Below are 14,645 nucleotides of genomic sequence, written 5' to 3'. Positions count from 1 at the left end.
GTCACGCCTGGTTGGCCGGCTGGGCGACGTACTCACGCAGGCTGCGCGGGCGCATGTCGGTCCAGACCTGCTCGATGTACTGCAGACACTGCTCGCGCGTGCCGACGTACCCCACCTCGTGCCAGCCCGCCGGAACAGACCGCCCGGTCCACCACAACGAATACTGCTCCTCGTCGTTGCGGACGACGGTGTACTGCGTGTCGTCGTCGATCTCCGCGTCGCTCATCTGCTCCACCTCTCCTCATTCGGCTAGGGAAGCATAACGATCGATAACTACAGTCTCAACACCTGACGCAGTCGTGATGACTACAGTTATATTGAGGTGAAGGCGGCGGAGCTGAGGAGCGATGTATGGCTGGATGGAATCGCACGGGCACCGTGAACGAGGGTGCCTGGACGGAAATCACTGCCGCGTGGCTCGCGCTGATCGCGCGTTGCGGCCCGCATGCCCCGGAAACGGTCGAGGTGCACGCGCCGGACGGTCGTCGCGCGGTGGTGGCCCGCCCTCGCCCCGGCGACCCCCTCGGTGACGTCGTCGACCGGGTGCGCGCGGCCGGGCCCGGTGACGTCCCGGCAGTGGCCGGCATCAGCTTCGGCCGACACCTCGTCGCCGACACCCGGCAGCTCTGGCTGCACGTCGACGGCCGCGCCGCGACCTGGTCGCTGTCCGGGTCCTGGGCGCATCCCTCGCTGCTCGACCACCTGCCCGGAGCGCTCCGTCGGGTGCTGGCCGCGCTGCGCGACGATCCCGCCCGGACCGTCGCGGAGGCCCCCGTGCTCGGCGAGGCGGAGGAGGGCTTCCTTCGGGCGGTGGGCGCCCCGACGCCGGGGCCGGACGACCCCGCCCTGGTGCACCAGCGGGTAGAGGCGCAGGCCCGGCAGCACCCGCAGGCCCTGGCGTGCGGGCGGGCGAGCGAGCGGCTCACCTACGGCGAGCTGAACGCCCGGGCCAACCAGCTGGCCCGGGCGCTGCGCGAGTGCGGCGCGGGCCGGGATCGCACGGTCGCCCTGCTGCTGGAACGGAGCCCGGAGATGCTGATCTCGTTCCTCGCGGTCTTCAAGAGCGGGGCCGCGGCGATCCTGCTGGATCCGGCGCATCCGCCGACCCGGTTGGCCGGCACCCTTGCCGACGTACGCCCGGTCGCCGTGCTCAACCTGGCCCGGCTCGGCCTGGCGGTTCCGCCGACCTCGGCAACGGTGATCGGCGTGGACACCGAATGGCCGCGGATCCACCGCCTCGACCCGGCCGACCTGGACCTGCCGATCCACCCCGACGACATCGCGTACGTCGTGCACACTTCCGGGTCCACCGGCCGGCCCAAGCGGGTCGCGGTCGTGCACCGGTCGGTGGCCCACTCGATCGGCACCCACCAGCTGGGGCACTGCATCGAGCCGGCAGACCGCGCGTCCTGGCTGGCACCGCCCGGCTCGTCGGTGTCGGTGGGCGAACTGTGGCCTTATCTGTCCACCGGGGCCAGCGTGCACATCGCCGAGCCGGAGACCGTCGGCTCGCCCGAGCGGCTGCGCGACTGGCTGGTGGCCGAGCGCATCACCAAGTCGTTCGTCAGCATGCCGATGGCCGAGCAGCTCTACCTCGCCGGCTGGCCGGCCGGGGCCGCGTTGCGCCTGCTCACCGTCGGCAGCGACAAGGTGCGCCGCTGGGCACCCGCGGACCGGCCCTTCGAGGTCGCCGTTGCCTGCGGTTCCTCCGAGGCCAACGGCATCAGCAGCTGCCTGCTGCCCTGGACCGACCGGCTGACCAGCTGGACCGCGAACGAGCAGGAACGGGCCGCCCCGCCGCCGGTTGGCCGGGTCTGGCCGGGCGTCCGCGTCGAGGTGCTGGACAGCGCGATGCGGCGGCTGTTGCCCGGCACGACCGGCGAGATGTACGTCGGCGGTCCGGAACTCGCCCGCGGCTACCTCGGCGACAGCGGGCAGACCGCCGACCGGTTCCGCCCGGACCCTTTCCGGTCCGCCGGCGCCCGCCTCTACCGCACCGGCGACCTCGCCTTCTTCGATCCGGCCGGGCGGCTGCACCACTGCGGGCGGGTGGACCGCGAGATGAAGATCCGCGGCTTCCGGGTGGACCCCGGCGAGGTCGAGTCCGCGCTCCTGGCCCTGCCGGGGGTGCGCGAGGCGGTGGTGGTCGCGGCGCCCGACGAGAGCGGCGAGAACCGGCTGTGCGCCTACCTGGTCGCCACGGGTGCCGACCTGCTGCGCCTGCGCGAGAGCCTGGCGGCCACCCTGCCCGCCCATGCGGTGCCCGCCTCGTTCACCCCGCTGGACGCCATGCCGGTCACCACGAACGGCAAGATCGATCGGCGGGCGCTGCCGGCGCCCGACTTCACCGCGCTGCGCCCCGACTACCGCGAACCCCAAGACGAGTTGGAGCGTGCGGTCGCCGAGATCTGGACCGAGCTGCTGCAGATCGACCCGATCGGCCGGGACGACAACTTCTTCCATCTCGGCGGCGACTCGCTGACCGCGAACCGGCTGACCAAGCGGCTTTTGCGCCGTCTGGGAGCCCGTGTCACGCTGCGGGCGACGCTCGAGCACCCGACGGTCGAGGGGCTGGCCGCGCACATCCGCGACCGCGTGCCCCACCGGGTCCCGGTGCGGTAGACCGCCGTGCTTGTCGAGATCACGCCCTCCGCCGCACCGCCTGCCGTCGCCCGGCTGGCGGCGCGGATCGCCGTGCACGACGACGTGGCGGTCTGGCCGGTACGCCTGGCCGGCCGGGCGTTCCTGGTGCTGGCCGGCGACGAGGCGCTGGCCACCCGGGTCGACTCGCCGCTGATCCTGGCCTGGCACCGCACCGCCGACCGCGGCCACTGGCTGGTGGACCGGACGAGCCGGCTGGTCGGCGGCCCGGTCGCGGTCGGCGCGTCGCGGGTCGGCCCCGGCGAGCCGCTGTGGTGCGCGGCCGGCCCATGCGCGCTGGAGTCGCCGGACGACGCGGTCGCGACCGGCTGGCTCGTCGCCGAGCAGGGCGGCGACGCGATCCGGGCCAGCCTGTTCAAGACCCGGTCCAGCCCCTATCACTTCCCCGGCCGCCGACGCCGTGGGCTGACCCAGCTGGCCGAGCTACGTCGTCGTAGCGGACTGCCGGTGATCACCGAGGTGACCGACCCCCGGGATGTCGAGCCGGTCGCCGCGGTCGCCGACTGCCTGCACGTCGACCCACGGCACATGACCAACACCGCGCTGCTGGCCGAACTGGGCGGCGCGGGGCGGCCAGTGCTGCTCATGCGCGGCAGCCGGGCGACCGTCGCGGAGTGGCTGCGAGCCGCGGAGCACGTGGTCAGCCGCGGGAACCCGGACGTTATCCTCTGTGCCCGCGGTGTCGTGTCCTTCGACCGGTCGCTGGCCTTCCAGCCCGACTACGGCGCGATCGCTGCGGTGCGGCGGCACACCGACCTACCGGTGATCTTCGACCCGAGCCACAGCACCGGGGATGCCGCGGCGGTGCCGGCCGCCGCGCTCGCCGCGGCCGCCTACGGCGTGGACGGCCTGCTGATCGAGACGCACGTCCGGCCCGCTGCGATGTACCGGCCCGGCGACGCGGATCAGATGATCGCCCCGGGTTCGCTGGGCGCCATCCTTTCGGCCTGCCGCGAGGTTCGCGATATTGCCGCAAAACTCGGTGATAGAACACGTGTGCTAATGACGTCGTCCGATCGAGAGGAAACGGCCGGATGAACGCGACCAGGCGTCAGATTTTGCCAAATTCAATTCGGCGCGGCCCGACAATCGTCAGCTATCTTGTGAGAAGATTCGCGACTCAAGTTACCGCGAAGCGCATTACAGGAGTTGTCAGATGGCGACTGAGAGGGCAACCGGGTGGCCGGCCCACGGTGACAGCGCCGTGAATCAGCCGGAGTTCGGGCAGCGGCTCAAGGCACGGCGTACCGCGCTGCGCATGTCGCAACGACAGCTGGCGGGCAATTTCGTGACCCCCAGCTACATTTCGCTGCTCGAGGCGGGCGCCCGCGTGCCGACACTGGACGTGGTCGTCTATCTCGCCCGGACGATGGACACTCCTTTGGAGGAACTTCTCGGCGAGGAGGTCCTGAAACTGACCGTGCCGGAAGAGCCCCGCAAGACGCAACTGTTCGCGCAGGTGCTCGCGCGCAGCGCCAGTGACGTCGGCGACCATCAGCAGGCGCGGCAATTCCTGCAGCAGGCACTCGATGCGGCCAAGGCCGACGGATCCCAGGAGCGGATCCTCGAGATCGGGCTGGAGCTTCAGGACGTGCTGCGCGCCCTGGGCGACCACGACGGGCGGCTCGCGCTGCTCGAGGAACTGGTCGACCTGCCGCTCACGCAGACCACCCCGGAGCTGCAGGTGGTGATCCGCACCGACCTCGCCGCCGTGCAGCGCGACGTCGGCCAGCTACGCGACGCCCGGCGCACTGCGCACCTCGCGCTCAACCAGCTCAGCCACCCGGGCATCACCGGCACGAGCGAGCACGTCCGCCTGCTCGGTGTGATCATCTCGGTGCTGTGCGAGGCGGGCGAGTTCGAGCAGGTCGACCCGCTGATCACCGAGATGCTCGACGTGGCGCAACGGCTCAACTGGCCGGGCTTCGTGGGCCGGGCCCACTGGGTGGCCAGCATGGCGTACGCCCAAATGGGCCGGCCCGCGCAGGCCTACGAGCACTTCGCCCAGGCGCGCAGCGTGCTGGCCTTCCCGACCATGCCGCTGATCGACTGGCTGAGGTTCTGCCGGTCCGCCGCCTCGGTGCTGCTGGACATCGGCGACGACCTGGAGACCGCGAACCAGTGGCTGCAGGACGCCGAGACCACCTCGCGGATGCTCAACATTCCCGCCGAGAGCGCCACCGTCGCCCTGCTGCGTGCCCGCTACGAGGTCGCGGTCGGCGACCTGGACTCGGCGCTGAGGCGCTATGCGGAGCTGACCGTCGAGGACAGCCCGCTCGTGGGGCTGGACTTGATGTCCGGCTATCTCGGGCACGGCAACGCGCTGCGCCAGGCGGGTGACAACACCCGGGCGATCGAGGTGCTGCGCCGCGCGGTCGACGTGTGCGAGCGCAGCGGGTTGTACCAGCTGGCGTCCCAGGTCTGGCGCCAGATAGACGAATTGAAGAACGTCGGCGGCTGACGCCGAGGAGCCCTACGGAGGCGGCATGACCGAGCCAGAGCACCCCCGGGACACCGGGTTGCGCAACCCGCTCGACGGGCTGTCCGACCGGCGCCGGGAAGCCGCGCGCCGCCTGCTGGAACGCGCCGGGGCGGACCGGATCCGCCCCCGGCCCGACCCGGCCATGCCCAGCCGCCTCTCCAGCGGGCAGGAACAGATCTGGCTCACCGACCTGATGACCGGCCAACCCGGCAGCCTGACCGACCACATCGCCCTGCGCCTGCGCGGCCGGCTCGACCTCACCGCGCTGCGCACCGGCGTGACCGGACTGATCCGCCGGCACGACGTCCTGCGTACCCGTCTGGTGTTGCAGCACGGCGTCGCGCTGCAGACGGTCGAGGCCGAGGTCACCCCCGACCTGCTTGTCGTCGATGTCCCCCGCGGGCAGGTCGGTGCCTGTCTGGAGACGGCCGCCCGCGACCTGGCCCAGCCCTTCTCGCTCACCGAGGCGCCCCTGCTGCGCACCCGTGTCTACCGTCTCGACGAGGACGACCACGTGGTGGTCTTCGGCATGCACCACCTCATCACCGACGGAGTGTCGCAGGACCTTTTCCTGCGCGAGCTGGAGGCCCGCTACCTGGCCGCCGTGACCGAGGGTGAGCCGGCCGAGTTGCCCCGCCCCACCGTGCAGTACGCGGACTGGGCGATCTGGCAGCGCGGCGTACTCGACGGCTCCCGCCGGGAGGTCCTGCTCGACTACTGGACCGAACGCCTGGCCGGGGCGCCCTACCTGCTGTCGTTGCCGCTCGACCATCCACGCCCGAACCGTCGCGGCGGCGCCTTCCTCGACTCGGTCGCGCCGCCCGGGCTCGCCGGGCCGCTCGAGACCACCGCGCGGTCGATGCGCACCACGCCGTTCGTGGTGCTGCTGACCGTATACCGGCTGGTGCTCTGGAAACTCACCGGCAGCGCGGACTTCCTCGTCGGCACGCCGCTCAGCGGGCGGACCCGGTCGGAGACGCAGGAGATGCTCGGCTACTTCCTCAACATGGTCGTGCTCCGCGGCGCTGTCGACGCCGACCGCAGCCCGGCCGAACTGATCGCCCGCGAGCACGCGTCCACTGTGGCGGCGTACGCCCACCAGGACCTGCCGTTCGAGCACCTCGTCGCGCACCTGCGCCCCGCCCGGCAGGCCGGCTCCACCCCGCTGGTGCAGGCGATGTTCTCGGTGGACGGCCAGCCGGTCACCGCCACCGACTACCTCGGCCTGCGGGCCGAGCAGCTGTCGCTGCCCGGCGGCTACGCCCAGTACGACCTGATGGTGAAGGTGATCCGTGACGGTGACGGCCTCACCGCCCGGTGGGACTACGACGACGCGATCACCGACCGCGCGACCGTCGAGCGGTGGGCGGCCGACTACTGGGCACTGCTCGCCGAGGTGCTGACCGACCCGCAGCGACCGGTACGCCAGATCGGCCTGCTGCGCGAAGTCCCGGCCACCCCACGCGACACGCCGTCCCAGCCTCTCGTCGAGGTGCTCGCCTGGTCGGGCGCGACGAGCAGGGTGGAACCCGCCGGCTTCCTGCAGGAGGCTGTCGCCGAGCTCTGGCGGGAACTGCTCGGCACGTCGCCAGGCGCCGAGGACGTCATCTTCGACCTTGGCGGACACTCGCTGACCATCGCGCAGCTGTCGTTCCGGCTCTCGGAGACCTTCGGCGTCGCGGTGGCCGCCCCCGATCTCTTCGAGAACCAGACCGTGGCTGCGCAGGCACGCATGCTCGAAACGTTGCTCCTCGGCGGGGCCGCCACGCTCAGCGACGCCGACCTCGATCAGATCCTCGAAGCCGGCTAGCCGGCCTTCTCCTCGGCCTCCTTCAGCTGCCGACGGGCCTGCTCCGCAGCCGGATCACCGAGATCGTCGAAGATCTGCGCCGCCCGCCGCCACGCGACAGTGGCGGCGGCTCGATCACCGGTCGCCATGCGGGTCTCGCCGAGCCGCAGCAGCGTCTCCGCCTCGTGGTAGCGGTCCGCCGAGCCCCGGAACAGCGCGACGGCCTGTTCGAACGACTCGGCCGCACGCTCGTGCTCGCCCAGCCGCCCGTACGCGAAACCCAGACTGTCCAACGTCGCGGCCTGGCCGTTCTCGTCGCCGGTCACACGCTGCTGCGCGAGCGCCTCGGTGCAGCTCTCGATCGCCTTGCGATAGTCGCCGCTGGTGGCGTAGAGCCAGCCCATGGCGTTCAACGTGCGCGCCTCGCCGGCCCGGTTGCCCGCCCGGCGATACAGCCGTATCGCCTCCAGGCCGTGCCGCAGACCTTCGTCGATCCGGTTGCGCATGTAGCAGAGTTCGACGTAGTTGTGCAGCGTCTGTGCCTGCCCGATCGGGTCGTCGAGCTGCCCGTACAGCTCGATGGCCCGGCGCGTGCAGACCTCTGCGGCGTCGAGGTTGCCGAGGCGAGTCTCGGCCCGGGCCAGCAGCCGATTCGCCACCGCCTGCCCGGTCACCTCGCCGGCGCGCTCGGTCGCGGCCAGGGCGACACGCTGCACGGTCAGCTGGTCCTGCCACAGGCCGCGCGGGGCGAAATAGGTGGTGAGCGCCCAGGCGAGCTGCCAGGCGTACGCCTCGAAGCCGGTCTCCGCGGCCTGCCGCACCGCCCGGATCAGCACCCGGTGTTCCGCCGAGAACCAGGCGAGGGCCGTGTCGTGATCGTCGGCCACCGGCCGCACCGCGGAGGGCAACGGCGGTACCGGGTGGATCGCGGGCCATTGCGGTTGCAGCAGCACGGCGGCGGGGAAGGCGCTGTGCAGGTAGTGGTCGAACAGACGTCGCCGCGCCGCCCGCTGCCCAGCGGAGCGGGCCAACTCGGCCGCGTACGCCCGCAGCAGATCGTGGAAGCCGTAGCGCCCGGGAAGGTGCTCGCGCAGCAGATGCAGGCGGGTGAGCTCGCGCAACCGAGGGGTGATCGCGCGGACCGAGCAACCTACCAGCGCCGCGGCCGCGTCCGCGGTCAGGTCCGGCCCTGGATGCAGCCCCAGGAGGCAGAACAGGCGGGCCGCGGGCGGGCTCAGCGCCAGGTAGGACCAGGTGAACGCGGCGCGGACCTCGCCGTCGGTCAGCACCTCCGGCATCACCCCGTCGGAGCGCAGCCCGGCGGCGAACGTGCCGAGCGGGAAGGTCGGGTTGAGCGCGGCCCGGGCCGCGACGATCGACAACGCCAGCGGGAGCCGCCCGGTCGCCGCGATGATGTCGGCGACCGCGGCGGGTTCCGCGGCCAGCCGTTCCCCGCCCAGCCGGCTGCCCAACAGCCGGGCCGACTCGTCGGAGCTGAGGACGTCGAGGCGCACCGGCTGGGCACCCTCGGCCGCGACCAGCCCGGAGAGCTCGTCCCGGCTCGTCACCACGACCACGCAGCAGCCGCCGCCGGGCAGCAGCGACCGCACCTGCGCCGAATCGCGGGCGTTGTCCAGCACGATCAGCATCCGGCGGTCGGTCAGCAGGCTGCGGTAGAGGCCGATCCGGGCCTCGGCGCTGGCCGGCACCGCGCCGTCAGGCACGCCGAGAGCCTCGAGGAAGCCGCGCAGGGCATCGGCCGGGTCGACGGCGTCACCCTCGTCGTAACCGCGCAGGTTCACGTAGAGCTGCCCGTCGGGGAACCTGTTCCGCACGCGGTGCGCCCAGTGCAGTGCCAGCGCCGTCTTGCCGACCCCGGGCATCCCGGAGATCGCGAAGACGGTCACCGTGGGCCCAACCACCTGCTCGGCCACGTCCGCGTCGAGCAGGGCGATCTCGGGACAGCGGCCGACGAAGCCCGGAACGGCGAGCGGCAGCTGATGCGGACGCTCGCGCAGCGGCTCGGGCGCGTCCGGGTCGGCCGCGCGGACGAACCGCAGCCGGTCGACGGCGGACAGCTCGAACGCCTCCGCCAGCAACCGGACCGTAGACCGGCGAGGACGGGAGACGCGGCCGCTCTCCATGTCGCGGATGCTGCGAACACTCAGGCCGGTGGCCGCCGCGACGTCCTCCTGGGTCAGCCCCATCCGCCGGCGATTCGCCGCCACCAGCTGCCCGAACTGGACCATAGCCACCATTCGTCACCGGGACTTCCTCCGGTGACCTGTTTTACTCGATCGTGGTGGCCTGCGCCAGCGGCAGCTCACTCCCTGAAGTCGTGAAGGTGCTCCCCGAACTCGGCGTGGTAGCGCGCCTGGGTCCGCCGCCAGGCGGCGGCCAGCTCGCTCCGATCCAGCCTGCCCCGTCCGCCGAAGTACGGGAAATGGTGCAGGTAGTAGCCGAAGATCCGGTCACAGTGCTCGAAGTACGCCCGGGTATCGAGGATGTGCCCGTGCCAGAAATGCTCGATGTCGACCGGCCCGGGAAGCATCTCACTCTCGTGCCGGCGTCGCAGGTACAGCCAGTTCTTGTAGCACCGCTCGGCGTGCACCGCCCGCGCCGGGCTCCACTCGCTGCCCAGGATGTCGCGTTTCTGGACCAGACGGTGCTTGAGGGCGGTGAAATCGATCGCCTCGATGTACCGGCGGACGGCCGGGAGTTCGGCGATCCGGTTCGTCGAAATCTCCGTCGGAGTTCCCCTGGTCAGGCCAGCAACCGGGGTGAGGACGATGTCTGTCATGTTCACCACCGAGATCTTCTGCCCGTGTCGGTGTCAACGACAGTATTGCCCGCCCGGAGTCGCCTCCAGGCACTCCACCGGCAGTTGACCGGCAGTCCGGTCACTCGCGGTCGGGGCGCTCCGCCGCTCGCCGGCCGGTCCGGCGCAGATAGAGCAGGCAGGCCGCCGCGAGCAGCACCGGCCACAACAGATAGCGGCCGGTCGTGGTCAGCAGGGCCAGTGACGCGACCAGCGACACGACCGCCGCGTACCCGCCGGGCGACCGGCGCGGCAGCAACCGCACCGCGGCGGCCGAGCCGAGAACGTACACCGTGGTGAACGCGCCCGTGGTGAGCAGCACGAGCGGCACCGGGTCGCCGTGGTGCAGAACCGCCACGCCCAGCAGGGCGAGACCGGCCAGCGTTGCCACGACAAGCACACTGCGTACCGGGACGTCGCCCGACTCGCTGCCGGGGGCGAGCCACCGGGGCAGGGCGGAGTCGCGGCCGAGGGCAGCCCCGAGCTTGGCGGCGCTGGCCTGGTAGGTGTTCATGACGCCCAGGGTGAGCAGCAGGGCGAGACCCGCGCCGAGGACGTTGCCCGAGCCGCCGATCCCCAGGGCGAGCAGGTCGGCCAGGGGAGCCGCGGACTCGCCCGCGGCCTGCCCGAGCACCAGGATGCTGACCGTGGCCACCGCAAGGTAGAGCGCGCCGACGATGACCACCGCGGCGCTGGTGGTGCGGGCGATGTCGCGTTCGGGCCGCCGGAAGTCGGCGGACAGGTGCGTCATCGCCTCCCATCCCGAGAAGCTCCACACCAGCAGCGCGGCCGCGGACGCCACGGCGGTCCAGCCGTGCGGGGCGAACGGGCGCAGGTTGCCGGCGTCGGCGTGGGGCAGGGCGGCCAGCGTCGCGGTCAGCAGCAGGAACACCAGGATCGCAGTGAGAAACAGGGCGAGCCGGCCGGAGACCCGCAGCCCGAACACGTTGGCTACGGTCACGGTGGCGATCAGGCCGGCCGCGGTGAGCAGGACGGTGGTGGTGCCGCCACCCGACGCGGCGGCCACATAGGAACCGCCGAAGACGGCCGCGGCGGCCATCGCGGGCGGAACCGTCAGGTAGAAGCACCACCCCACGAGACCGGCCCAATTCGCCCCGAAGGCCCGCCGCACATAGGACGAGACGCCGCCGGAGTCCGGGAAGCGGGAGCCGAGCGCGGCGAACGTCGCGGCCAGCGGAATCGACATGATCACCAGGATGAGCCAGGCGAGCAGCGACGCCGGGCCGGCGGCCCGGGCGGCCAGGGCCGGCAGCGCGATCGCACCGCTGCCCAGCACGGCGCCCACGTACAGAGCGGTGCCCTGCGGGAAAGTGAGCCCTCGTGCCGGGGAAGCCAGGACGGCCTCGTCGAGGGCGGGCGCGCTTCGTGCCATGGGATCACCTTCTCCGGTCGACCGAGTCGCCGACAGCCGCCCGACTGCCAAAGAGAGCTAAGTTTTCGCCATGTCCGCGCACATCGTGGCGATTCCGGTGACCGACCAGGTGCCCATCTTCGAACTGGCCGTGCCCTGCGAAGTCTTCGGCATCAACCGCTCCGACCTCGTCGACCCGTGGTACGACCTGCGCCTCTGCGCGGCCGCACCGGGCCGCCTGCGCAGCTCGGCCGGCATGGGCATCGACGTGCCGTGGAGCCTGGACGCGGTGGAGGCGGCCGACACGGTGATCATCCCGGCCTGCGCGCGGCAGCTGCAGCTGGACCCGCCGGGGCATCTGCTGGAAGTTCTCCGCCTGGCACACAAGCGCGGCGCGCGGATGGTCTCCATCTGCACCGGCGCCTACCTGCTGGCAGCGGCCGGCCTGCTCGACGGCCGGCGGGCCACCACACACTGGATGAACGTGATCGACTTCGCGCACCGCTTCCCACAGGTCCGGGTCGACGGTGGGGTGCTCTTCGTCGACGAGGGCGACGTGCTCACGTCCGCGGGCACCGGCGCCGCGGTGGACATCTGCCTGCACCTGGTCGCCGCCGACCACGGCGTACGGGTGGCCGACGCGGTCGCCCGCCGCATGGTCGTGCCCCCGCAGCGCGACGGCGCGCAGGCACAGCGCGTCGAGCCGCCGGCCGGTCTTGCCCGGCGCTCCGACCTCACCCCGGTGCAGGACTGGGCCCGGCAGCACCTCGGCCAGCAGCTCACCGTGGCCGACCTGGCCCGGCAGGCGACGATGAGCCAGCGCACCTTCGCCCGCCGCTTCCAGGAGGCGACCGGGGTCACCCCGCTGCGCTGGCTGCTGCAGGAGCGCATCCGCAGCGCCCAGGAACTGCTGGAGACCACGGACGTTCCGATCGAGTCGATCGCCCAGCGGGTGGGGTTCGGGTCGTCCGCCGCGTTACGAATGCACTTCCAGCGGCGCCTGGCGGTCTCCCCGCAGACCTACCGGCACGTTTTCCGGACCAACCGGCAGCAGAGATGACCAACCGGGTTGGTTGCCGCGCCCGCCCGGCGCCGGGTCCTGGCAGCTATCTCGGACGGGCTGGTGTCGCGGGCCCCTAACGGGCTACGCCTTTGTCGATCACGACCTGCCGGACGTCGTCACGGACGGCGTCGGCGTCCCATGTCACCCGGTACAGCAGTCGTGCATCGTGTCCGGGCGGTCATGCCCGGCATATTCGGCCAGCTGCCAGCTCGTCTTTATCTCAAGGTCGGCGAGCAGACCGGTGACGAACTCGGCCGCAGTGCGCCGGGTCTCGACCCGGGACAACCGGCCCGCGAAACGATCGAGTACCGGGGCTGACACCTGCCGCCACCGGGCGGCGTTTAGGCTGTGACCAGCGGCCATCGCAAGGTTTGACTGTTTGTCCACAACAGACTCAGGATCACGCGGTGGCCGCCCCGTTCCCGCCGGCTTCAGCCATGATCACGAATGGCGGCTGCCGTACTAGCAGGATGATTTGATAGCAGTGAGATGTCGGGTCGGCCTTTCGCCGAGAATCGGTCCGTCCGACGCGGTCAACGGTCTCGCCGACGACGCGGTCAGCGGCGATACTGGTCCGGGTCGAGGTCCAACGTGCTCGCGATGTTCGAGGTGGTGAGACTTCCAACCACGGAACGAGATGCTCGTAACGGCTGACCCCGTGTTTCGGACAGGGAACACGGCGATGCCTGCGAGGCCGGCGGATGGGCGTGGCCGCGCAGGTCATACGAGCGGTCACCGATTTCCCGGTAGATCGGATAGGCACCGATGAAGGCGTACGGGCGGGGCACAGTGAAAGCCGCGCCCACGGCCTCCCGTGATCGTGCTTATCGGTCGACGAGGGACATGTGGTGTTCGTTGTAGCGGTTGCCCTGCACCCCGACGCGGTCGGCTAGGGCGTTGAGGTCGGCGAGGTCGTCGGCGGACAGCGGCACCTGGGTCGCGGCGGCGTTTTCCTGGATTCTTTCCAGGCGCCGGGTGCCGGGGATGGGCACGATTGCCGGAGACTGGGCGAGCAGCCAGGCGAGGGCGACCTGCCCGCTCGTGGCGTCCTTGGCGCGGGCCAGGCCGGTGATGTGGTCGACCAGGGCCTGGTTGGCGGCGCGGTTGTCAGCGGCGAACCGTGGAATGCTTGCGCGGATGTCGCTGGCGGGGAAGTCGGTGGTGGTGACGGCGCCGGTCAGGAATCCCTTGCCGAGCGGGCTGAACGGCACGAACCCGATGCCGAGCTCGGCGCAGCTGGGCAGGACTTCGGGCTCGGGGTCGCGGGTCCACAGCGAGTACTCGCTCTGCACTGCGGTCACCGGGTGCACGGCGTGGGCGCGGCGGATCGTGGCGGCCGCGGCTTCCGAGAGGCCGAAGTGGCGAACCTTGCCGGCCTTGACGAGTTCGCCGACGGTGCCGGCGACGTCTTCGATCGGCACGTCGGGGTCGACGCGGTGCTGGTAGAACAGGTCGAGCGTGTCCACCCTCAGCCGGCGCAGCGATGCGTCGGCGACCCGCTTGATCTGCTCGGGCCGGCTGTCGAGCCCGACTGACTTGCCGTCTTCGATGCGCCACCCGAATTTGGTGGCGATCACGACCCGCTCGCGTAGCGGGGCGAGGGCCTCCCCGACGAGTTCTTCGTTGACGTACGGGCCGTAGACCTCGGCGGTGTCGAAGAAGGTGACGCCCTGGTCGACCGCCCCGCGCAGGACGGCGATCATGGCATCGCGGTCGCCCGGGTTGGGTCCGTAGCTCTGGGACATGCCCATGGCGCCCAGGCCGATGGCCGAGACCTGGAGGCCTTGGCCGAGGGTTCGTGTGTGCATGATGTCTCCTTCAATGCGGACGGTGGAGCGAGCAGGTGCATCTTGGCGAGGAACCGGGGCGTTGGGCCCGGCGTGAGCCAGGGTCAGGTGTAGGCCAGGAGGCTGCCCGCGACTGTGACACCCGTCCACGCCGTCAGGGAGATGACCGCGGCGGTTCGGGCGGGCGCAGGCGCTGGTCGGCCCAGGTCCCAGTCGGACACCGTGCGGTAGGTGCGCCGGTGGAAGATCAGGACGTTCAGACCCGCGACCACCAACAGGCCGAGCTTCCACGGCGCGCTGCCACGTTCCGCCAGGAGGCTCGCGCCGGGCAGGAACATCAGGATACCGGTGACCGCTGCGATCAAGAACCCGATCCGGGACAGCGGGAGGAGGTAGCCGGCCACGGTAGTCACCCGCAACTGCTGCCGGCCGAGTCAGGTCGTTCTCGTTCATCCCCGTGATCTCTGTACCACCGAGGCGCACGGAACCCTCCGACGGCCGGTCCAGCCCCGCGGCGCACTGCAAGGAAAGTGGACTTGCCGGACCCCGACGGACCCATGACCGCCGTGAACGTTGCGCGCGGCAGGGCCAGGTCGATCCCCGCGAGTGCGTGCACCGTGCCGGTGCCGCGGCCGTACCGCCGCCGGACACCGCGCAGCTCGACCGCAAGACC

12 protein-coding genes are annotated in these 14,645 nt (G+C 71.5%); 5 read left to right on the top strand and 7 right to left on the bottom strand.

The window, feature by feature from the left end:
• Nucleotide 1: 1 nt before the first annotated feature.
• The gene (locus tag LXN57_RS36650; protein ID WP_251802809.1) at nucleotides 2–226 is read right to left on the bottom strand and encodes an MbtH family protein; all 225 of its coding nucleotides are present in this window, start codon (nucleotides 224–226) and stop codon (nucleotides 2–4) included.
• A 125-nt stretch (nucleotides 227–351) separates the two neighbouring features.
• Between LXN57_RS36650 and LXN57_RS36645 the strand changes: the two genes are divergently transcribed.
• The 4 genes from LXN57_RS36645 (at nucleotide 352) to LXN57_RS36630 (ending at nucleotide 6,953) form a co-directional block, all read left to right on the top strand.
• Entirely contained in the window at nucleotides 352–2,622 is a 2,271-nt protein-coding gene (locus LXN57_RS36645; RefSeq protein ID WP_251802808.1) for an AMP-binding protein, read from the top strand.
• 6 nt (nucleotides 2,623–2,628) lie between these two features.
• Complete coding sequence (locus LXN57_RS36640; RefSeq protein ID WP_251802807.1) at nucleotides 2,629–3,699, top strand: hypothetical protein; 1,071 nt, start codon at nucleotides 2,629–2,631, stop codon at nucleotides 3,697–3,699.
• A gap of 118 nt (nucleotides 3,700–3,817) precedes the next feature.
• Nucleotides 3,818–5,122 (top strand): helix-turn-helix domain-containing protein, encoded by a 1,305-nt coding sequence (locus tag LXN57_RS36635; RefSeq protein WP_251802806.1) that lies wholly within the window; start codon nucleotides 3,818–3,820, stop codon nucleotides 5,120–5,122.
• A gap of 25 nt (nucleotides 5,123–5,147) precedes the next feature.
• On the top strand, nucleotides 5,148–6,953 hold the full coding sequence (locus LXN57_RS36630; protein ID WP_251802805.1) for a condensation domain-containing protein: 1,806 nt from the start codon (nucleotides 5,148–5,150) through the stop codon (nucleotides 6,951–6,953).
• Here the strand turns inward: LXN57_RS36630 and LXN57_RS36625 are convergent.
• The 3 genes from LXN57_RS36625 to LXN57_RS36615 all read right to left on the bottom strand — a co-directional run bounded on the left by LXN57_RS36625 (nucleotide 6,950) and on the right by LXN57_RS36615 (nucleotide 11,143).
• A complete protein-coding gene (locus tag LXN57_RS36625; RefSeq protein ID WP_251802804.1) occupies nucleotides 6,950–9,181 on the bottom strand; it encodes an ATP-binding protein in 2,232 nt (743 codons plus the stop codon). The two genes, LXN57_RS36630 and LXN57_RS36625, sit on opposite strands and share 4 nt — an antisense overlap.
• Before the next feature lie 74 nt (nucleotides 9,182–9,255).
• Nucleotides 9,256–9,732, bottom strand: coding sequence for a glycine-rich domain-containing protein (locus LXN57_RS36620; RefSeq protein WP_251802803.1), 477 nt, complete (start codon nucleotides 9,730–9,732; stop codon nucleotides 9,256–9,258).
• Nucleotides 9,733–9,832: 100 nt separating this feature from the next.
• Entirely contained in the window at nucleotides 9,833–11,143 is a 1,311-nt protein-coding gene (locus LXN57_RS36615; RefSeq protein ID WP_251802802.1) for an APC family permease, read from the bottom strand.
• Nucleotides 11,144–11,213: 70 nt separating this feature from the next.
• Between LXN57_RS36615 and LXN57_RS36610 the strand changes: the two genes are divergently transcribed.
• Nucleotides 11,214–12,182 carry a helix-turn-helix domain-containing protein gene (locus LXN57_RS36610; protein ID WP_251802801.1) on the top strand — a complete coding sequence of 323 codons (969 nt, stop codon included), beginning with the start codon at nucleotides 11,214–11,216 and terminating at the stop codon, nucleotides 12,180–12,182.
• Nucleotides 12,183–12,326: 144 nt separating this feature from the next.
• Here LXN57_RS36610 and LXN57_RS48665 read toward each other — a convergent pair whose 3' ends face one another.
• The 3 genes from LXN57_RS48665 to LXN57_RS36595 form a co-directional block, all read right to left on the bottom strand.
• A complete protein-coding gene (locus LXN57_RS48665) occupies nucleotides 12,327–12,506 on the bottom strand; it encodes a hypothetical protein (RefSeq protein WP_438872961.1) in 180 nt (59 codons plus the stop codon).
• Between the two features lie 503 nt (nucleotides 12,507–13,009).
• Nucleotides 13,010–13,993, bottom strand: a complete 984-nt coding sequence (locus LXN57_RS36600; RefSeq protein WP_251802863.1) for an aldo/keto reductase — start codon at nucleotides 13,991–13,993, stop codon at nucleotides 13,010–13,012.
• A gap of 83 nt (nucleotides 13,994–14,076) precedes the next feature.
• A complete protein-coding gene (locus LXN57_RS36595; RefSeq protein WP_251802867.1) occupies nucleotides 14,077–14,385 on the bottom strand; it encodes a hypothetical protein in 309 nt (102 codons plus the stop codon).
• Between the last annotated feature and the right edge of the window lie 260 nt (nucleotides 14,386–14,645).

The organism is Paractinoplanes hotanensis, from assembly GCF_023717965.1.
Taxonomy (GTDB): domain Bacteria; phylum Actinomycetota; class Actinomycetes; order Mycobacteriales; family Micromonosporaceae; genus Actinoplanes; species Actinoplanes polyasparticus.
Note: the sequence above shows the minus strand (reverse complement) of the source record. Positions and strands in the feature narration are given on the sequence as shown.